The sequence below is a fragment of the Streptomyces sp. NPDC087845 genome (assembly GCF_044742755.1).
In the GTDB taxonomy this organism is placed as follows: domain Bacteria; phylum Actinomycetota; class Actinomycetes; order Streptomycetales; family Streptomycetaceae; genus Streptomyces.
The window spans coordinates 141,473-162,136 of record NZ_JBIUVC010000012.1 but is presented as its reverse complement, the minus strand read 5'-3'; the positions used below and the strand labels follow the sequence as shown (position 1 = coordinate 162,136).

At 73.1% G+C, this 20,664-nt stretch carries 12 protein-coding genes; 2 read left to right on the top strand and 10 right to left on the bottom strand.

Annotated elements, in window-relative coordinates; all coding sequences use genetic code 11:
- Window positions 1-78: 78 nt before the first annotated feature.
- Window positions 79-729 (top strand): XRE family transcriptional regulator, encoded by a 651-nt coding sequence (locus ACIOMQ_RS28650; protein WP_362206595.1) that lies wholly within the window; start codon window positions 79-81, stop codon window positions 727-729.
- On the opposite strand, the gene ACIOMQ_RS28645 is transcribed toward ACIOMQ_RS28650, so the two are convergent.
- Window positions 682-2,559, bottom strand: coding sequence for a transketolase (locus tag ACIOMQ_RS28645; RefSeq protein ID WP_401267034.1), 1,878 nt, complete (start codon window positions 2,557-2,559; stop codon window positions 682-684). The genes ACIOMQ_RS28650 and ACIOMQ_RS28645 overlap by 48 nt on opposite strands.
- A gap of 134 nt (window positions 2,560-2,693) precedes the next feature.
- Window positions 2,694-3,464: a dienelactone hydrolase family protein gene (locus ACIOMQ_RS28640; RefSeq protein ID WP_362206593.1), complete on the bottom strand. Its 771-nt coding sequence runs from the start codon at window positions 3,462-3,464 to the stop codon at window positions 2,694-2,696.
- Window positions 3,465-3,740: 276 nt separating this feature from the next.
- Here ACIOMQ_RS28640 and ACIOMQ_RS28635 point away from each other — a divergent pair, with 276 nt between their 5' ends.
- Window positions 3,741-4,139 carry a DUF6221 family protein gene (locus ACIOMQ_RS28635; protein ID WP_362206592.1) on the top strand — a complete coding sequence of 133 codons (399 nt, stop codon included), beginning with the start codon at window positions 3,741-3,743 and terminating at the stop codon, window positions 4,137-4,139.
- A 113-nt stretch (window positions 4,140-4,252) separates the two neighbouring features.
- Here ACIOMQ_RS28635 and ACIOMQ_RS28630 read toward each other — a convergent pair whose 3' ends face one another.
- The 8 genes from ACIOMQ_RS28630 to ACIOMQ_RS28595 form a co-directional block, all read right to left on the bottom strand.
- Window positions 4,253-5,653, bottom strand: coding sequence for an MDR family MFS transporter (locus tag ACIOMQ_RS28630; RefSeq protein WP_402190970.1), 1,401 nt, complete (start codon window positions 5,651-5,653; stop codon window positions 4,253-4,255).
- Window positions 5,650-15,624 (bottom strand): amino acid adenylation domain-containing protein, encoded by a 9,975-nt coding sequence (locus ACIOMQ_RS28625; protein ID WP_402190967.1) that lies wholly within the window; start codon window positions 15,622-15,624, stop codon window positions 5,650-5,652. Before ACIOMQ_RS28625 ends, ACIOMQ_RS28630 begins: the two co-directional genes overlap by 4 nt.
- 1 nt (window position 15,625) lies before the next feature.
- Window positions 15,626-16,411 carry an ABC transporter ATP-binding protein gene (locus ACIOMQ_RS28620; protein WP_362206589.1) on the bottom strand — a complete coding sequence of 262 codons (786 nt, stop codon included), beginning with the start codon at window positions 16,409-16,411 and terminating at the stop codon, window positions 15,626-15,628.
- On the bottom strand, window positions 16,408-17,337 hold the full coding sequence (locus ACIOMQ_RS28615) for an iron chelate uptake ABC transporter family permease subunit (RefSeq protein ID WP_362206656.1): 930 nt from the start codon (window positions 17,335-17,337) through the stop codon (window positions 16,408-16,410). The genes ACIOMQ_RS28620 and ACIOMQ_RS28615 overlap by 4 nt, the downstream gene beginning before the upstream one ends.
- A 62-nt stretch (window positions 17,338-17,399) precedes the next feature.
- Window positions 17,400-18,422: a FecCD family ABC transporter permease gene (locus ACIOMQ_RS28610; RefSeq protein WP_402190966.1), complete on the bottom strand. Its 1,023-nt coding sequence runs from the start codon at window positions 18,420-18,422 to the stop codon at window positions 17,400-17,402.
- Window positions 18,419-19,417: an ABC transporter substrate-binding protein gene (locus ACIOMQ_RS28605; RefSeq protein WP_362206587.1), complete on the bottom strand. Its 999-nt coding sequence runs from the start codon at window positions 19,415-19,417 to the stop codon at window positions 18,419-18,421. Before ACIOMQ_RS28605 ends, ACIOMQ_RS28610 begins: the two co-directional genes overlap by 4 nt.
- Before the next feature lie 100 nt (window positions 19,418-19,517).
- Complete coding sequence (locus ACIOMQ_RS28600) at window positions 19,518-20,369, bottom strand: siderophore-interacting protein (protein WP_362206586.1); 852 nt, start codon at window positions 20,367-20,369, stop codon at window positions 19,518-19,520.
- Entirely contained in the window at window positions 20,366-20,605 is a 240-nt protein-coding gene (locus ACIOMQ_RS28595; RefSeq protein WP_362206585.1) for a phosphopantetheine-binding protein, read from the bottom strand. The genes ACIOMQ_RS28600 and ACIOMQ_RS28595 overlap by 4 nt, the downstream gene beginning before the upstream one ends.
- Window positions 20,606-20,664 lie beyond the last annotated feature (59 nt).

Sequence of the window (20,664 nt, the reverse complement as noted above, 5' to 3'; positions counted from 1 at the left end):
AGCCCGATGCTGCGTCCCCTGTTGGCATATCGACAACTCCTGTTGCCATTTTCGGGAAATGGGAGGTGGAATGGGGGCATGGAAGAACACTCCCCGATCGCCGCCGCGCTGGCCCAGGTCGGCCCCCGCCTCAAGCACATCCGCACCCGGCGCGGCGTGACGCTGTCGGCGCTGGCCGAGGCCACGGGCATCTCCAAGAGCACGCTGTCGAGGCTGGAGTCGGGGCAGCGCCGCCCGAGTCTGGAACTTCTGCTGCCCCTCGCGCAGGCCCACCAGGTGCCGCTGGACGAATTGGTGGGGGCGCCCGAGGTGGGCGACCCGCGGATCCGGTCCACGCCCCGCGTCCGCAACGGACGCACGGTGATCCCCCTGACCGCCCATCCGGGGCCTCTGCAAGCCTGGAAGTCGGTCATCCCCGCCGAGCAGAACCGGCCCGAGCCGTGCACCCACGAGGGTTACGAGTGGTTGTACGTCCTGTCCGGGCGCCTGCGGCTGGTCGTGGCCGACCACGACCTGGTCATGGGTCCGGGCGAGGCAGCCGAGTTCGACACCCGCCTGCCGCACTGGTTCGGTCCCACGGGCGACTCCCCCGTCGAGATCCTCAATCTCTTCGGCCGCCAGGGGGAACGCATGCACGTCCGCGCCGCGCCCCGCTCCCGCACACGCCCGGGGCAGCAGCGCTCAGCGACGGGCGAGGTCCTGGGCGGTCCGGACGATGTGGGCACGTGAGATGCCCGCGGCGTCGAGGAGTTCGGACGTCGTGCCGGAGCCCGGCAGGTTGCGTACGGCGAGGTGGACGACGGCGGGAGCGAGTCGCTGTGCGGCGAGTGCGGACAGCACGGCCTCGCCGATCCCCCCCTCGGGGTGGTGGTCCTCGACGACGACCAGGGCGCCCGTCTCCCGGGCGGCGCGGGCGAGCGTGTCGCGGTCCAGTGGCTTGACGGAGTACAGGTCGATCACCCGGACGGGGACGCCGTCGGCGGCCAACTGGTCGGCGGCTGCGAGACATTCGTGGACGGTGACACCGGCGCCGATGAGAGTGACCCGGTCGTCGTCGCTCGCGCGCAGGGTCTTGGACCCGCCGACGGGAAACGTCTCGTCGGGTCCGTAGAGGACGGGATAGGAGCCCCGGGTGGTGCGCAGATAGGAAATGCCGTCCAGGTAGGCCATGGCGGCGGTCAGGGCGGCGGTGGATGTGGCGTCACTGGGGTAGAGCACGGTCGATCCGTGGACGGCACGCATCATGGCGAGGTCTTCCAGGCCCATCTGGGAGGGGCCGTCCGCGCCGATCTCGACACCGCAGTGGGTGCCGCACAGACTCATGGAGATCTGGGAGACGGCCGCCATGCGGATGAAGTCATGGGCTCGGGTGAGGAAGGCCGCGAAGGTGGTGGCATAGGGCCGGTAGCCGCGTGCGGCCATGCCCACGGCACTGGCGATCATCTGCTGCTCGGCGATGTACGTCTGGAAGTACCGCTCGGGGTGCGCCTTGCCGAAGTCCTCCGCGTGGGTGGAGTTGCCCACCTCGGCGTCCAGGGCCACGATGTCGGGCCTGGCTCCGATCGCGGCGAGCGCCTTCCCGAAGGCGACACGGGTGGCGACGGATTCGCCCGTACGGAATCGCGGCAGCGTCACCTGCACAGGAGCGGCCGGGGCCGGGGCGGGGGCGGCGGGTGGGCGGGGGCCGCGAACGGTGAGGTGGCGTACGCCGCCCAGTTCGGTGACGGCGCGTGCGGCGAGGTCGTCGGGCAGCGCCTTGCCGTGCCAGCCCTCGGCGTCCGCGACCTCGGAGACACCCTGGCCCTTGACGGTCCTGGCGACGACGACGGTGGGAGCCTGGCCGTCGCCCGCCGTGACCAGGGCCTGCTCGATGTCCGCGAGGTCGTGGCCGTCGACGACGAGGGCGCGGCAGCCGAAGGCTTCGGCTCGGCGGGCGTAGGCGCCGGTGTCCCAGCCCAGCTCCGTGGGGCCCCGCTGGCCGAGACGGTTCACATCGATGATCGCGACGAAGTTGGCCAAGCGGTGGCGGCCCGCCTTGTCCAGGGCTTCCCACACCGACCCTTCGGTCATTTCGCTGTCGCCGCACAGCACCCACACGCGGTACGGCCGGTGTTCCAGGTCGCGTCCGGCGAGCGCGATGCCGACGCCGTACGCGATCCCCTGGCCCAGCGAACCGGTGGCGGCGTCCACCCAGGGCAGGACCGGGGTGGGATGGCCCTGCAACCGGGCGCCGTTGCGGCGGTAGGTGGTCATCAGTTCCTCTTCGCCGATCGCCCCGGCGGCGAGGAACATCGCGTACAGCAGGGGGGAGGCGTGGCCCTTGGAGAAGATCAGGTGATCGTTGTCCGGATTCTTCGGGTTCTGCCAGTCGTAACGCAGGTGGCGTGTCATGAGGACGGCCATCAGATCCGCCGCGGACAGACTGGAGGTGGGATGGCCCGAACCGACAGCGGTGCTGGCGCGGACGGAGTCCACTCGCAGTTGCTGAGCCAGCTGGAAGACCTGGTCGAGGCCGCTGTCGGGCCCGAGGGACACGGTGTGGGTGTTCTGGGCCGTCATCGCGGCCTCCTCTCTCGTCCTGCCTGCGCTGGTCCGGGCGTTCGACGGCCGCGGGCTCGCGGGCCGCGCGCAGGGGCTGCGCGCGGCGTCTGTGCCCCCTGCCGACCGTATGTCCATGGCGCGGGGGCCGCGATTCAGGCGCGTGCCGGTCCGATGGTGCGGTCCAGGAGCGAGGTCAGGGCCGCCCAGTGGCGATCGTCCGCCGTGCTGTCGTACGCGGCGGTGTCGGCCTGGGTGAAACCGTGATGTGCGCCGGTGTAGACCTCACTGCGGTGGCGCACGCCCGATGCGGTGAGGGCCTCGTCGAGGCGGTCGATCTGCTCGGGAGGCAGCGAGGGGTCCTGGTCGGCGTGGCCGAAGTACAGCTCCGCGGTGATCCGGTCGGCGAGCAGGTGCGGGCTGTCGGCGGAGTCGGTGGCCAGGCGCGCGCCGTGGAAGCCGGCCGCTGCCGCGATCCGCTCCGGGTACGTGCCCGCGGTGCGCAGGGCGAGGCCGGCGCCCATGCAGTAGCCGGTGGCACCGACCGGCCCGTCGGCGGCCAGGGGACAGTCGGCGAGCCAGTCCAGGTAGGCGCCGGCGTCGCGCATCGCCGCATCGGGTGTCAGTGACTGCAGGATCGGGCCGATACGCTCGAAGATCTCGGGGCGTCGGGCCGGGTCGATGAAGTCGGGCAGCTCGACCACCGGCGCTCGCCCATGGCGGTAGAAGACGTTGGGGAGCAGGACGGTGTAGCCGGCTCCGGCGAGACGGTCGGCCATCTTCCTCAGGTGGGGGCGGAGTCCGAATGCGTCCATGTAGAGCAGGACCGCCGGGTGGGGGCTCCCGTCGTCGGGATGGGCCAGGTAGGCGTCGGCGACACCGTCCTGTGTGGGGATGTCCACGGATGTTCCACGCACGGAGGGCATGGGCGGGCTCTCTTCTCTCGGCTGGTGCTCCTCCGTACCCAGGGCAGGAGGGGCGCGGTTGCGGTCAGTGATCGTAGACGGCCGGCAACGCCTTGACCGGTGTGACCGGCCACGACCGGCCACGACCGGACACGCCGTTGTGGACGATATGCCGGTCTTCCGAATCGGTATCGTCGTCCGGCAGCCCCGGTGAACGAGGCGGACGAACAGCACTTGAGCGGACTGTAGGTGCAGTTCCCGGCAGGGAGCCAAGACGGAGAAGGACTCGAACCCGCGATGACAGACAACTCCGACATGATCGATTTTGTTCGGGCGCGCCTGGCCGAGGAAGAACAGATCGCGCAAGCGGCGGGCGGAGAGAACTGGCGGCGCCCGGCCGACGTGCCCGGCGAAATCCACGACCGCTCCGGCGGCATCGCGTTCACCGTGCGGAATCTCGGCTTCGACGAGCACATCGCCCTGCAGGACCCCGCGCGCACCTGTCGCCGCATCGAGACGAGCAGGGTTCTCCTCAACGAGTACGCGGAGGTCGCCGACAGGGACACCGACCGCCCCGAGCACGACTTCTCGTCCGGCCGCGCCGTCGGGCTGGGCTTCGCCGTCCGGCAGATGGCCGCAGAGCACGCCGGCCACCCCGACTACCGGGCCAAGTGGCTGCCGCGGTTCATCCAGTAGCGTCCGGCGCCGCCGGCGCCGGCCGGCGTCGGCGGCGGTCAGCGGTCAGCGGTCAGCGGTCAGCGGTCAGCGGTCAGCGGTCAGCGGTCAGCGGTCAGCGGTCAGCGGTCACATCATGGCTTCCCGGCCTGGGTCCGGGGCAGCCTCGTGGCCCCGGCGGCGGCGAACAGGCAGAAACCGAGCACCCACCAGAAGGTGTCGCCGAACGCCCCGGAGATGTCCGGGCCGCGGGCGGACAGCCGGTTCTGCAGGACCACGGCGAGGGCCGCGGTGCCGACCGAACCGCCCACGGTGTTGAGCAGGTTGAGCACTCCGGACGCACGCGGGAGCTGCTCGGGCTCGATGCGGCTGTAGACGATGTTCATCACGGGCGCGCCGACCATGGCCATCCCGAAGCCGCGGACCGCGAGCGCCGAGGCGATCACGGCGTCCGGGAGCTCGTGGCCGAGCTGGGTGAACGGAACCGTGCCCGCGAGGATCAGCACGATGCCTGTGACCACCAGGGTCCGCGGCGCGACCTTGTTGATGGTGCGGTTGACCAGCACCGACCCGGCCGCCGCGCCCAGCCCCTGGGGGGCGAGGAGCAGCCCGGCCTCCCACGCCGACATGCCGCGGCCGGTCTGGAAGTACAGCGGCAGCAGGAACATCGTGCCGAACACCGACGCGCCCAGTACGAGCAGGGCGACGGCGGCGGCGCCGAAGGGCGGCCGGGCGAACAGCCGGGGGTCGACCAGCGGTGTGCGGCGGGTCCGCAGCCCGTGCACGGTGAAGCCTGCCAGCATCGCCAGCCCCGCAGACACGCCGGCCGTGGCCGGAAGGGTGCGGCCGTGGGCGACCTCGGTCAGCCCGAACACCAGCATGGCCAGGCCGGGCGAGAGCAGCAGGGCTCCTCGCAGATCGAATGCCGTCCGCCGGGTCGACGGCGGCACCACGGGCACGTGGCGGCGGGCGAGCAGGACCGCGACCGCGCCGATCGGCAGATTGACCAGGAACAGCCATGGCCATGGCGCTACCGCGAGGATGGAGCCGCCGATCAGCGGGCCGAACACCGGTGACAGCAGCGGGACGACCGCGACGACGCTGATCACCCGCCCGGTGTGGCCGGGGCCCGCTATTCGGGCCAGCAGCGCCTGCCCGGTCGCGGGCAGCAGTCCGCCGCCGAGGCCCTGGACCACCCGGAACACGATCAGGCCGGCCACCGACCAGGCGGACGCGCACAGCACCGAGCCGAGCAGGAACACGCCCACGGCGACGAGCCACGTCCGCCGGCCGCCGAAGCGGTCGGCCAGCCAACCGGACGCGGGCACGGCGGCGACGACGGCCAGCAGGTAGGCCGTGGTGACCCACTGGATCTCGGCGACAGAGGCGCCGAACTCGTGGCTCAGGCTGTCGATGCCGACGCTGACGATGGTGGCGTCCAGTGTGGCCATGAAGGTGCCGAGTACCAGGATGAACGCGACCCGCAGCAGTTGTCGGTCCACCCGCTCGGCGGGCGGCGCGACGTCCCCGCTCATCGGCCCTCCAGGAGGTCGAGCACGTCGTTGTCCAGGTGCTTGTCCAGGGCTCGGAGCAGGTCGAGCAGTTCCCCGGCGAGCCCGTCGACATCCGCACCGGCCCGGTGGGCGAGCACGCCGGTCCAGCCGTCGCCGTCCGGCATGACGGTCAAGGTCACCGGGTGGTGCGTGGCCTCACGGAAGCGGGTTCCGACGACCGTGAGCCCGGGGGCGGGTTCACGGAGGCGGTCCGGGTCGACCGGGTAGTTCTCGAACACCACCATGCTGTCGAACAGCCTGCGCCGCCCGGTCAGCCGCTCCAGGTCGGACAGGGCGACGTGGTGGTGCTCGACCAGGGCCCGCTGCCGGGCCTGCAGGTCGGCGAGTGTGTCGGCGAACGTGCCACCGAGCCGTGCCCGTACGGGCACCGTGTTGGCCAGCAGTCCGATGATCTCCTCGACGCCCTCCAACTCCGGGGGACGGCAGGAGACCATGGCGCCGAAGCAGACGTCCGCGTGACCGGATCGCCGCGCGAGCAGCACCGCCCACGCGCCCTGCACCAGCGTGTTCCGGGTCAGGCCGCGCCGGGCGGCGAGGCCGGTGAGGTCGGCCACCAGTGCCGCGTCGAACTCGATGACCTCGGGTTCCTGCCAGGCCGGACCGGGTTCGCCGTCGCCCAGATAGTCGCCCTCGGGCAGACCGTCCAGCTCGGCCGCCCAGGCGCCGAGGTCGGGCTCGTGGTCGGCGCACCAGCGCAGGTAGTCGGCGAACGGCACGGGGGCGGGCAGGTCCGGGGCCTCGCCGTGGACCCTCGCCGTGTAGAGGGCGAACAGCTCGGTCAGGATGCGCGGGGCCGACCAGCCGTCGGAGAGCACGTGATGGCTGGTCAGGACCAGGTCGGCGCGCTCGGGGCCGCACCGGATCACGGTGAGGCGGAGGAGCGGGCCCCGGGCGAGATCGAACGGCTCGGCGCGGTCGGCCGCCAGCACCTCCTCGGCCGGCCCGTCGCAGACGCGGAAGTCCGGCCGGGGCGACGTGGGGATCACCGCCAGGGAGGCGGGGAACACAGCGCCCAGGTTCGGGTGACGGGCCAGCAGGTCGGCGCCCGCGGCGCGCAGGGCGTCGAGGTCGAGCCGGCCGGCGAGGGAGAACGCCGACTGCACGGTGTACGGGTCGGGGCGCTCGGCGCGCGAGTGCCGCAGCATCACCTCCTGCAACGGGGTGAGCGGCTGCACGTCGGCGACCGGGCGGTCGCGGTCGAGCGCCCCGATCTCCGGTGCGGCGGCGGTGCGCAGGAGCGCGGTCCGCAGGTTCTCGGCCAGCTCCTCGACCTCGGCGGCGGTGAACAGCGCGGACGGCCAGGTGATCCGGACCCCCAGCGCGTCGTCGCGTACCAGGGCGTTGACCATCAGGCTGTACGGCAGGGGCATCGCGTCGGAGCCGTTCGAGCCGAGTGGGTCGGCGTCCGGAGGTGCCTGCCACGGCGTCTCCTGAGCCGGGGCGCCGGGGTACTGGCCGAGGTAGTTCCAGGCGATCTCCGGTTGCACGGGGTCCAGCAGACCCGCCGCGGTGAGAATGCCGTAACCGAGGCCGTCGCCCTGCGCGCGCAGCCGCTCCCCGACCGCCTTCACGTCGTCGCCCGCATCGAGCCGCACGGGGTGGACGGCGGTGAACCAGCCGACGGTCTGGGACAGGTCGACCTGCCGCGGGCGGCCGTGGCTCTCCAGCGCGACCAGCACCTCCGGGGTCCCGCGCCAGGCCCGTACCGCCTGCGCGAGCGCCGTCAGCAGCACGGCGTCCGGCGTCGTGCGGTAGGCAGCCGGCAGGGTCGTGATCAGGGCGCGGGTCGAGTCGGCGTCGAGCCGGATCTCGTGGTGGGCCGCGGTGGCCACGGTGTCCCGGGCGGGATCGAGCGGGCGGGCGAGAGCCTGTGTGGCGTTCATCCGCTGCCAGTGCGGCAGTTCGGCCCGCCGGTCGGCGTCGCGCAGCGAGCGCGCCCAGCCGAGGAACGACTGGCCGTGCCGGGCCAGTGATCCACCGGAGTACGCGTGCTCCAGGTCGTCCAGCAGGACGCGCCAGGACACTCCGTCGACAACCAGGTGGTGCGCGATCAGGACGAGTCGGCCCGGCCGGTCCGGCCCGGCGTCCACCCACACCGCGCGCAGCAGAGGACCGGTGCGCGGGTCCATCGACTCCCGGGTCGCGGCGATCTCGGAGTCGACCGGGGCCCGCAGGTCGTCCGCCGCCTTTACGCAGGTCAGCACCTCGGCGCCGGTCACCGCGCCGACCGGCGGGATGCGCAGCATGTCGTCGGCCAGGTGGGCCCGCAGCACGTCGTGACGGGCCAGGAGCGCGTCGAGCACGGCCCGCCAGGCCGTCTCGTCGCCGCCCGGCGGGACGCAGATCTCCACCCATTGGCAGAAACTGTCCGCGGCGGCCCCCGCGCGGCGCAGCAGGTCCCGCATGATCGGGGTCAGCGGCGCGTCCCCGGCCGCGGGTGCCTCGCCGCCGTCGAGGGCGCGAGCCCGCGCCGCGATCCCGGCGACCGTCTCTCCCTCGAACACGTCCCGCGCACTCAGGCCGAGCCCTCGGCGCCGGGCCCGCGACACCACTTGCAGCGACACGATGCTGTCCCCGCCGATGGCGAAGAAGTCGTCGTCGGGGCCGATCTCGTCGGTGCCCAGGACGTCCCGGAACACGCCGAGCAGCAGCGCTTCGGCCTCGGTGGCGGGTTCGCGCCGCGCGGCGGCCGCGGTCTCGGGAGCAGGCAGTGCGGCGGTGTCGAGCTTGCCACTGGGGCTCAGCGGCAGCCGGTCGATCGGCACGAGCGCCGTCGGCACCATGTGGTCGGGCAGTTCCTCCGCCAGGTACGTACGTACCCGTGCGGTGTCCAGGTCGGCGTCGTCGGTCGGGATGACGTAGCCGACGAGCCTGCCCTCCCGCATGATCACGGCGCAGGCGCGCACGTCGGGATGGCTGGTCAGAGTGGACTCGATCTCGCCCAGCTCGACCCGGAAACCGCGGACCTTCACCTGGTGGTCGGCGCGGCCGAGGAACACCAGCTGTCCGTCCGGCCGCCACCGCACCAGGTCGCCCGTGCGGTACATCCGCTCGCCCGGCGGGCCGAACGGGTCGGCCACGAACGTGGCGGCGGTCAGGGCGGGTCGGCCGAGGTAACCGCGCGCCAGGCTCGGCCCGGCGAGGTACAGCTCGCCCGTCACACCGACGCCGACCGGCTGGAGCCCGCCGTCGAGGACGTAGGCGCGGACATGGGGGTCGGGGCGGCCGATCGGCAGCGGCCCGGCGTCGTCCGGGTCGTAGTGCCAGGTCGTGGAGTTGATCGTGACCTCGGTCGGCCCGTAGGCGTTGAACAGCGCCCTGCGGCCCTCGCCCCAGCGTCGCGCCAGCTCCGGGTCGAGGCGCTCGGCGCCGACGACGAAGAACACGTCGGGGTCGACGGTGCGGTCGTCGGGCATCGCGGCCAGGAACGACGGGAGCAGGTTCACTCCGGTCACCCGGTGCTCGACGATGTAGTCGAGCAGTTCGTCGCCGGGGACGCGCACCTCCTCGGGCGCGATCACGGACGTGCCGCCGGAGAGCAGCGGCACCATGGTCTGCCAGAACGCGACGTCGAAGCCGGTCGACGCGAAGTGCAGGTACCGGTCGTGCTCGGTGACCCCGACGACCTCCTCCTGCAGCGCGATCAGGTCGGGCACGCCCCGGTGGGTCACACCGACGCCCTTGGGCCGCCCCGTGGTGCCCGAGGTGTAGATGACGTAGGCGAGCGCGTCCTCGGTGAGCCTGGCGCGTGCCTCGGCCGGGTCGGTGTCCGGCACGGAAGCAAGGGTGGCGGGGTCGTCCAGCCGCAGTACCGGGATCTCGCGGTCGACGGGCAGTTCGGTGCCGGTCGTCACGGCGGCCGCCGGGGCGATGTCGTCGAACATGTAGGCCAGCCGCTCGCGCGGGTAGCTCGCGTCCATCGGTACGTACACCGCGCCCGCCTTGGCCACGCCGAACAGCGCCACGGTCATCTCGATGTCGCGTCCGAGCAGGACCGCGACCGGGTCCTGGGGCCGTACCCCGCGCGCGATCAGCGCTCGGGCGAGCCGGTTGGCCTGCCGGTCCAGTTCGGCGTAGCCGAGGCTGCGGTCGCGGCAGACCAGTGCCTCGGCGTCGGGCTTGCGCCGCACCCAGGCGGCGAACTCGTCCAGCCAGTGGCCGCGGGCCCTGGCGGGGACGGCTCCGGTGCCGGTACGCAGCATTCGCGCCCGCTCGTCGGGGTCGAGCGCGGGCAGCCGGATCGCGGGCCGTGCCGGGTCGTCGACGATCTCCCGCAGGAGGTTGTGCAGCCAGCGGCCGTAGTCGCGCACGGTCGCCGCGGCGAAGGCGCGCGGCTGGTAGCCGAGGCCGATCGTGATCTCCTCGTCCGGAATCACGATGACGGTCAGCGCGTAGTGCGTGGCGTCGGTGATGTCCACCCCGGCCAGGTCGAGCCCGGGGGCGAGCGGAGTGCGCTTCCGGCTGGACAGCGGGAAGTTCTCCATGACCAGCATCGTGTCGAACAGCTCGCCGATGCCCACCGCCCGCTGGATCTCGGGCAGGCCGACGTGGTGGTGCTCGGCCAGTGCGACGCTCTCGGCGTGCACGTGTGCCATGAGGTCCAGAGCGGTCCGGTCCTGGCTGTGCCGGACGCGCACCGGGATCGTGGTGCCGAGTTGGCCGATCATCGACTCCACGCCGTCGACCTCGGCGGGCCGCCCGGACACCGGGCAGCCGAACACGACGTCGCGGCGCCCGGTGAGCCTGCCCAGCAGCAGGCCCCATGCCGTCTGGAGCACCGTCGTCAGGGTGACGCCCTGTTCGCGGGCGAACGCGCGCAACCGGTCGCTGAACTCACGGCCCAGCCCGACGGTCTCGCGGCCGGGCCGCTCGACGCCGGTCCCGGTGGTCGCGGGTGCCAGCCTCGTCGCGTCGTCGACGCCGGCCAGCGCGTCCCGCCAGGCGGTGAGCGATGCCTCACGGTCCCGGCCCGCCAGCCAGCGGAAGTACTCCGACAGCGGCGGGGCGGCGGGTGCGGCGGGGCCGCCGCTCAGCTCGGCGTAGATGGCGAGCAGGGTGCGGCCGACCAGCGGCATCGACCAGCCGTCGAGCAGGGCGTGGTGGTTCGTGATCACCAGCTTGTGCTCGGCGGGCCCGGCCCGGGACAGCAGGAAGCGGATCAACGGCGGCCGGGCCGGGTCGAACGGGCGCTCCAGTTCGGCGCGGGCCGCCTCGGGGAACCGGTCGTCCTCCCGCCAGTCCAGGGCGACGTCCGCGGGGATCACCTGCACCACGTCGTCGCCGGCCGTGCCCAGGTACACGCGCAGGGCGGGGTGGCGGCGCAGCAGTTCGCGTGCGGCCTCGGCCATCCGGTCCGGTTCCAGCTCACCGGCCAGGGTGGTCACGGCCTGGACGACGTAGACGTCGGTGTCATGGTCGTCGCGAACCAGGGTGTGGAAGGACAGCCCGACCTGCAGCGGGGTGGCGGGCAGGACGTCGGTGACGCGGCCGGTGCGTTCGAGGGCGTCGATGGCGGCCTGGTCGAGGCCGACCAGCGGCAGGTCCGACGGGGTGAGCCCGCCGGGGGTGTGGAGCGCGTGCGCGGCCAACGCGTCCAGAGCCGCGGCCCAGGCCTGCTGGAGATCCTCCACCGCTTCGGTGTCGAGCACCCCGGTCGCGGCCGTCCACTCGACGGCGAGGCGTGGCGCGCCCTCCTCGTGGACGAAGCAGTTGAGCGCCAGCACCTGCTCCAGGGCCTTGGCGCCGGGCTCTGTCACCGAGAAGGCGTCGTGCTCCGGCAGGCGCCATCCGGTTCCGGTCAACGGGGCGAACCGGCCCAGGTAGTTCAGCAGCACGTCCGGTGGCGGGGTGGCCGCGAGCTCGCTGCCGGCCTCCGGGTCGAGGTGGCGCAGGACGCCGTAGCCGACACCGCCGTCGGGGACGCCGCGCCGGGCCTCCTTGGCGGCGCGCAGCGCCTGCCCCACGTCGTCGGACGCGGGAACGCGCACCGGGTACTCGCTGGTGAACCAGCCGACGGTGCGGGACAGGTCGAGGTGTTCGCGGCCGTGGCCCTCCATCGAAACGGTCACCGCGTCGCCGCGCAGGCCCCAGCCCCGCAGGGCGAGCACGAGCGCGGCCAGCAGCACCTCGTCGACACCGGCGCGATACGCCGCGGGCAGAGTGGTCAGCAGCGCCTCGGTGGCCTCGGCCGAGGCCACCGTCACCGACCGGTGGGCGGTCGACACGGTGTCCCGCGTCTGGTCCAGCGGGCGGGCGCCCAGCCGGGACGCGGAGCCGAGCGCGGTCCGCCAGTAGTCGAGTTCGCCCCGTCGCGCACCGGATTCCCCCTGATCGGCAAGGAGCACGGCGTGCCGCCGCCATGACGTCCCGACCGGATCGAGAGTGCCGCCCGTGCAGGCCGTGTACAGGTCGGGCAGCAGGATCCGCCAGGACACGCCGTCCATGGCGAGGTGGTGCACGACGACGACCAGCCGGTCCGATGCGTCGTCGCCGGTACGGAGCAGGGCTGCCCGCAGCAGGTCGCCCGACCGCGGGTCGAGTTCCGCCGCCAGCCGCCGGGCGAGGGCGGTCACGTCCTCGCCGTGGACCTCGCCGACGACGGCCCGCACTGCGCCGCGGGGCAGTACCTCCAGGCCGTCGCCTGCCCGCAGCCGCAGTGCGTCGTGGTGGTCGAGCACCGCCCGGACGCCCGTGACCAGGTCGGCGTGGTCGAGTCCGTCGACCCGCAGGGCGGTCCACTGCGCGTATCCGGCGACGGTGTCCACGTCCGGATGCGGGTCGAGCAGGCCGCGCGCGATCGGCGGTGCGGGAACGGGCCCGATCGGGTCGTCCACCGGCTCGGGAACCTCCTCCAACAGGTCGGCGGAGGCTGCCAGAGCGGCGAAGCTGCGGCGTGCCAGCAGATCCCGTGGCCGCAGCCCGAGACCCACCGCCCGCAGCCTGCTGCTGACGGTGATCGCGGTGATGCTGTCCCCGCCGAGGGCGAAGAAGTCGTCGTCCACGCCGACCCGCTCGACGTCGAGCGCCTCGGCGAGGACCGCGCACAGCAGCCGCTCCCGCTCGGTCCTCGGCTCCCGGCCACCGCGGGGCAGCGCGGGCGCGGGCAGGGCGGCGCGGTCGAGCTTGCCGTTGGGTGTGACCGGCAGTCCTGCCAGCACCACCACCGCCGCGGGCACCATGTGCTCGGGCAGCCGCTCGGCCAGGTGGGCACGTACCTCGTCCCCGGTGACCGAGGTGGACACGGCGTAGCCGACCAGCCGGGACGACCGCACCGCGGCGGCCGCCGCGGTGACCCCGGGCACTGCGGCGAGCGCCGCCTCGACCTCGCCGGTCTCCACCCGGTGGCCGCGGATCTTGACCTGCCCGTCGCCCCGGCCCCGGTACTCCAGGCCCCGGCCGGGCACCCATCGGGCCAGGTCGCCGGTGCGGTACATCCGCTCGCCCGGCGCGCCGAACGGGTCGGCGACGAAGCGCTCGGCGGTCGCCCCGGGCCTGCGGAGGTAGCCGCGGGCCAGGTGCGGCCCGGCCAGGTACAGCTCGCCCGCCGTGCCGTGCGGCACCGGCTGCAGCGCGCTGTCCAGCACGTAGGTCCGGGTGCCCGCGAGCGGGTGGCCGATCGTCGGCTCGCCGCCGTCGATCGGCGCGGTGGTGCTGTCCACGGTCGCCTCGGTCGGCCCGTACATGTTGCGCGCGGTGATCCCCGACTCGGCCACCCGCCGCCACAGCGCGGGCGGGGTGGCTTCGCCGCCGAGGACCAGCAGCGTCGGCCGCCGGTCCAGCAGCCCGCCGTCGACCAGCGGCGCGGCCATCGACGGCGTGGTGTCGACGATGTCGATGCCGTCGCGGGCGTACGCGGCGAGCAGGGCGTCGGCGTCGCGGGCGGTCTCGGCGTCGTAGACGTACAGTGCGTGACCGCACAGCAGCCACACCAGGTGGTCGAACGCGGAGTCGAAGGCGAACGAGTACGTGTGCGCGGCGCGCAGCCGCCTGCCCGCGGCCCGCTCGGCCTCGGCGACGACCGTCGACCGCTGGTGGTGCAGCAGCGCAGCCAGGCCGCCGACCCGGCCGAGCACGCCCTTGGGGCGTCCGGTCGACCCGGAGGTGTGGATGACGTAGGCGAGGTGCTCGGGGTGCCGGGGCTCGGCCGGCTCATCGGCCGTCAGGGGCGCGCCGGACAGCCCGGCGGCCTCGCCGAGCAGGGTGCTCCACGGCAGACCGTCGACCGCGCCGGCGGTCAGTACCAGCGCCGGGCGGGCGTCGTCGATCAGCTCGCGCAGCCGCTCGGGCGGGTGCGCGGCGTCCAGGGGCAGGAACGCGGCGCCCGCGTCCAGCACCGCGAGCAGCGCGACCACCGAGTCGGCCGAGCGCGGCAGCGCGAGCGCCACGACATCGTCGGCGCCGATCCCGCGGGCCCGCAGCGCACGGGCCAGCCGGTGCACCCGGCCCGCCAGCTCCGCCGCGGACAGCCGGTCGTCACCGCACACCAGAGCCGTACGGTCGGGACCGGCGGCGGCCATCGTGTCGAACGCGGTCGGCACGTCCACCGGCGTGCCGGGCAGCGCGGGCGGGCACCAGTCCGCCGGCAGCCGGTCCGCGTCGTCGGTCAGGGCGATCCGCCCGACGGGCAGGCCGTCGGTCAGCCCGGAGAGCAGTGCCCGCAGCCCGGACAGCAAGCCGTCGACGGCGGCCTGGTCCTTGGACCGGGCGTCGACCTCGAAGCCGAGCAGCAGCCCGCCGTCACGGGTCGGCAGGACGCTCAGGCCCATGTCCTCCGGCGGACCGCCCGCGACGTTGCGCATCACACCGCCGGCCCCGGCGAAGTCGATCGCCAGGTCGAACGCCTTGAGGTTGATCCCGCGCCCGTGCAACAGCGCGCCCGCGCCGGGCACGTTGAGGTCCCGCGGCAGATCCTCGCCCCGGTACCGCTGGTGGTCGCGCATCTCGCGCATGGCGGAGGCGACCCGCCGGCTCAGCTCCCCGAGCCCGTCTCCGCCGCGCACGGTCACCCGCAGCGGCAGCACATTGACGGCCATGGCGGGGGTGCGCAGCTCCGTCGAGCCCGCCCGGCACATCAGCGGCATGGCGAACACCACGTCGGTGCGGCCCAGCATGCGGTGCAGGAAGGCGGCGTAGCCGGCGATCAGCGCCTCGCCCCAGGTGACGCCCTCCCGGTCGGCGAACGCGCGCAGCCGGCCCGTCTCGTCGGGTGTGACGACGGCGCGGGCGGTCAGGGTCCGGTCGGGCGCACCGGCGGCCGGGTCCAGTTCGTCGAGGGAGTCGAGTTCAGGCAGCGGGGTGAACCGCTCGACCCAGTACGCGCGGTCCTCGGCGAACCGGTCGCTGTCCCGGTAGGCCCGGTCGGCGGCGACGAGGTCGGCGAATCCGCCGAAGGCCGGCCGCGGCGGCTCGGTCCCGCGCACCAGGGCGGTGTAGCGGGCCGCGGTGCGGCGGGCGAGCATCGCGGCGGTGTAGCCGTCGAAGACCAGATGGTGGCCGAGCTGGGTGTACCAGACCTCGCGGTCGGACAGCCTGATGACGGTGCGTGCGTAAAGCGCCCGGTCCACCATCCCCCGGCATGCCTCGGCCGCCCGCGCCCGCTCGGCGTCGACGAGCGCGTGGGCCGCGGCCACGGGATCGGCCGCGCCGCCGACGTCGACCACCTCGGGCAGCTCGACCGGTTCCTCACTCACCGCCTGGCGTGGCCCGTCCGGGGTGTCGTACACCCGCAGCCGCAGGGTCTCGGCCTCCTCGGTGGTCGCCCGGACCGCCTCGGCCAACGTGTCCACGTCGACCGGTTCGCCGCCGGATATCTCCACCACGTCGCCGACCAGGTAGTACGGCGAGTCGGGCTCCAGGCGCTGCGCGTTCCAGATGCCCAACTGGGCACTGGTCAGGGCGAGGAGGCCGTCCGGGGACACGCTTGCGGGGCTCAACTTACTCTCCTAGAAGTGTGGGAACGACCATCGGTGTGCCGGTCACCGGGTCGGGGACGACGACGCTCGGCAGATCGAATACGTCCTTGATCAGCGCGGCGTCCACGATGTCCCCGGGGTCTCCTTCGGCGACCACCCGGCCGTCCTTCATGGCGACCAGGTGGTCGGCGAACCGGCACGCCTGGTTGATGTCGTGCAGGACCGCGACCACCGTGCGGCCCTCGTTGCGCAGCCTCGCCAGCAGGCCGAGCAGCTGGTACTGGTGAGTGATGTCGAGAAACGACGTCGGTTCGTCGAGCAGCAGGTAGGGCGTCTGCTGGGCGAGCACCATGGCCATCCACACCCGCTGCCGCTGTCCGCCGGACAGCTCCTGCACCGGCCGGTCGGACAGGTCCTCGACACCGGCGGCGGCCATCGCCTCGTCGACGGCCTCCTCGTCGTCCGCCGACCACAGCGCCAGCATCGACTGGTGCGGGAACCGTCCCCGGCCCACCAGCTGCCGGACCTTGATGTCGTCGGGTGCCAGCGGGTCCTGCGGCAGGAAGCCGAGTTTCTTGGCCAGTGCCTTGGTCGCGTAGCCGCCGACCTCTCGGCCGTCGAGTTCCACGTGCCCGGAGTCCGGGCGCAGCAGCCGGACCAGCGCGCTCAACAGGGTCGACTTGCCACAGCCGTTGGGGCCCACGACGGCGGTGAACGCGCCGTCGGGGATGTCGAGGCTCAGCCGTGTGGCCACGATCCGGTCTCCGTAGCGCAGGGTGATCTCCCGCGCCGTCAGGCGTGCGGTCACGCGCGCCTCACCTCCTTGGTCAGCAGCCAGATCAGATAGCAACCGCCGATCGCGGTACTCACCACGCCGACGGGCAGCGCGACGGGCGCCAGCAGCATCTGGGCGATCAGGTCGGCGCCCTGGAGCAGCACCGCTCCGGTCAGCGCGGCCGGGAGCAGTGGCACGCCGGCCGCGCCCGCGAGCCTGCGGCCGATCTGCGGGGCGGCCAGGGCGATGAACGCGATCGGCCCGGCCACCGCGGTCACCGTGGCCGTACAGCCGACGCCGACCAGCACCATCAGCAGCCGCAGCCGGTCGAGCCCGACCCCGGTGGTCACCGCGATCGCGTCGCCGAGTGATGCCTGGTGCATGGCGTGCGCCCGCGTGGTCATCAGGATCAGCAGCACGGCGATCACCGAGAACGGAATTCCCAGGTCGGCCCAGCCCACGCCGTTGAGTGAACCCGCGCTCCAGCCGACGGCGGCGATCGCCACCTCCAGCTCGGCGCGCAGCACGATCCACGAGTTGATCGCGGTCACCATCGCGTTGAACGCGATGCCGATCACCACCAACCGCAGCCCGGAGAAGCCCCGTTCGAAGGACAGCAGATAGATCGCGGCCGCGACGGCCAGCCCGCCGAGTACCGAGCCGACGGCCAGTTGGGCGGATGTGCCCGACAGCACGGTGATGGCGGCCAGGGCGCCGGTGTAGGCGCCCGCGTCGAGGCCGATGACGTCGGGGCTGCCCATCGGGTTGCGGGTGAGGTTCTGGAAGATCGCCCCCGCCACACCGAGCGCGGCGCCGAAGACCAGCCCGGCCAGCACCCGCGGCAACCGCCAGTCCCGGATCACCACGGAGTGATCCGACCCGGTCAGCACGGCGAACACCTTGCCGGGGGAGGACCATGACGCCCCGTAGCACAGTCCGAGCAGGCCCAGGCCCAGCATCAGGGTCACCAGCACCGCGCCGAGCGCCACCGTGCGGCGTTCGGCCCTCAGTCCGAGCGCGGTCACAGCGATCCCGCCCCGTAGCGGCGCACGGCCCAGATCAGCATGGGGCCGCCGAGGAACGCGGTCACGATGGCCACCGGCACCTCGCCGGTGGGCAGCAGCACCCGCGACCCGATGTCGGCGACCAGCAGCAGGATCGGGCCCAGCACCATCGTGTAGAGGATCAGCCACGGCACCGAGCCCGCCGCCGGCTTGCGTGCCAGGTGCGGCACGATCAGCCCGACGAACAGGATCGGCCCGGCCACCGCCGTCGCCGCCCCACTGAGCACGGTGATCAGCACCAGGGCGGCGGCCCGTACCCGGCCGACGCCCGCCCCCAGTGTCTGCGCCACGTTCTCGCCCAGCGTCAGGGCGTTGAGTGCCCGGCTGAGCAGCAGCGCGCCGAGCAGGGACACGGCGATCGCGGCCAACGGCAGTGCCAGCGGTGCCTGTTCACGGGCCGCGAGCGACCCGACCGACCAGAACCGGTAGGCGTCGAAGACGTCCGGGAGCATCAGCCGCATACCCAGCGCGACGCCGCCCAGCACCGCGGTCAGAGCCACGCCGGTGAGCACCAGGCGCAGCGGTGAGCGCTGCCCGACCGCGGCGACCAGCAGCGCCGCGAGCACGGATCCGGCGATCGCGAAGCCCAGTTCGCCGGCCTGCCCGGCGGCCAGCCCGAGCGCCGAGCCGACGGTGACGGCGAACCCGGCGCCCGCGGTGACCCCGAGGATGCCGGGCTCGGCCAGCGGGTTGCGGGCCAGCGTCTGGATCAGCGCGCCGGCCACCGCGAGCGCGGCGCCCACCGCGATGGCCAGCAGCGCGCGCGGCGCCCGGACGTCGCGGACGATCACGTGGTCGTCGGTGCCCCGGTAGTCGAGCAGTGCCCGCACGACCTCGGCGGGCGGAACGTGGCGGGCCCCGACGCCCATGCTGAGCACGGCGACCACTGCCAGCAGCACCAGTCCGCCGACGAGCAGGCCGATCTGCGGCACGGCCCGCCCGGATCTCGCCGCCTGGGACGCGCGGCCCGCGACGGTCACCGGTCGAGCAGCGGAGCGAGCGACTTGTCGATCGCGTCCAGGGTCTGAACGGCCTCGCCGTAGGTCGCGGCCTCGGTGTAGCGGAACGGGAACGCCTTCCCGGCCTTCACGGCGGGCAGGTTCTTCCAGAGCTTCGAATCCAGGACGTACTGGACGGACTTGGGGATGCTGCCGTCGGCGTTGACCGAGTAGGTCATGACGTCGGCCTCGCCGAACGCGGCCGGGAGCTCCTCGATGGACGGGTATTCGCTGACCGAACGCGAGCCGGGGCCGGGCTCCTTGACCTTGCCGTAGTACTTCGCGCCGAGGTCCTCGGCGATGTTGGTGCCCCACGAACCGTTGAACTCGCGCTGGAAGGTGCCCTTGGCGACCTCACCGTACGCGCCGACGTGACCCAGCTTGAGCTGCGGCAGCACGTCCTTGTACTTCTTGGCCAGCTCCGCCGCCTTGGCCTCGTACTTGTCCTTCGCGACGTCGAACTCCTTGAGCGCGCCCGCGGCGTCGGCCTGCTTGTGGGACAGCTCGCGCCACGCAGAGGGCACGGTCGGGCCGATCGCCACGACCGGGGCGATGGACTCCAGCCGCTTGATGTCGATGTCGCCGAGCACCGGGGCGGGCACACCGATGACGATCAGGTCGGGATCGGCCTCGGCGACGGCCTCGTAGTTGGTCTCGGCGGCCTGCTCGCCCGCCACCTTGGTGAGCTTCTTGTACGTGGCCAGGTCTTCCTTGGTCATCATCGGCTCACCGCGCTTCCACGACGAGATTCCGACCAGTGGCGCGTCGGCCTCGATCATGACGGGCACGGCATAGCCGGTGGCCACCACACGCTTCGGGTCGGCCGGGATGGTGATCTTGCCGTTGTCGGCGGCGAACACCCGGGTACCGCCCTTCTCCGAGGCCTCCGATCCGCCCTCGGACGAGAACCCGCACCCGGTCAGGATCAGGGCCAGCGATACGGCACCGACCAGGCCGGACGATCTGCGTATGGACATGCAACACTCCTTGTTACTTAGGTAAGGCTCACCTTAGTTGATGGCCTTTCGGCAGGACAATCGGGGAGCGGCTCGCACCTGCCCCTGTCCGGCCGGTCGGTCAGTGGTCGTCCTCGTCGAAGTCGGCGACGCCGCGCTTCCAGTAACCGGTGATGTCGTGGTCGGCCTTCTCCAGCCGCAGCTCGTCGCGGGCCCAGCGGCGCAGCGGCTTGATCTGCCCCGCCTCGCCCGCTGCCCACACGTACACCCGCTCCCCCTCGGGCACGGTCACCGCGGCCACGGCCCGCGCCAGCGCGTCGCCGGTTCCTGCCGGCAGGTCGCCGCGGTGCAGCCAGCGCACCTCGACCCCCTCGGGCGCGGACAGCTCGATCTCCTCTGCGGCGTCGGCGACTTCGACGAATGCCCAGCCCCGCGCACCCCTGGGCAGCTCCTCCAGCCAGCGCGCGATCGCGGGCAGAGCCGTGATGTCGCCCGCGAGCAGGTAGCGGTCATAGGTGTGCGGGACGATCAGCCCGCCGGGCGGCCCCGCGACATGCATGACGGCGCCCGGCCGGGCCTCACGCGCCCAGTCCGACGCGAGGCCGCCGTCGTGCGGGGCGATGTCGATATCGATCTCGCCCGCGACCGGGTCGTAGCGGCGCACGGTGTACTCCCGCGAGACGAGCGCCGGCCGCGGCCAGCGCAGCATCGCCCCGTTGGGCTCGGGCAGCCGCAGCGAGCCGTCCGGATCCGGGAAGATCAGTTTCACGTGTTCATCCGGCGAGTGCGCCTCGAACCCCTCGGTGCCCGCCCCGCCCAGGGTCACCCGGAGCAGGCCGGCGCCGACCATGGCGGTGCGCACGACCTCGGTCTCCCGGATGCCGATCGGGTAGCCCACCTTCTCGGCATGGAGGCCCGCCCGGACCTCCGCGATCCGGTCCAGGTGCCGGTGGCGGTGGTCGACCCGGCTCATGCGGTCCCGCCCGTCAGCAGCGCCGTCCAGTGCGCCAGTTCGGGCTGCTCGGCCAGGTCGGCAAAGTCCAGCGCGGCCGCCCCTGCGGCGCGCCAGCGCTCGACCAGGGTCATCATCCGCATCGAGTCCAGGCCGAGGTCGACCAGGTTCTCCTCGGGGGCGATCTCGGCGGGGTCGCAGCCGAGCAGCTCCGCGACGTCGGCGCGGACACGTTCGGGCGACAAGGTCTGGTTCATCGGATACCTCCTGCGGGGATGGGTGCCGACAGCGCGGTCGACGCGCCGGCGGTGGTGGT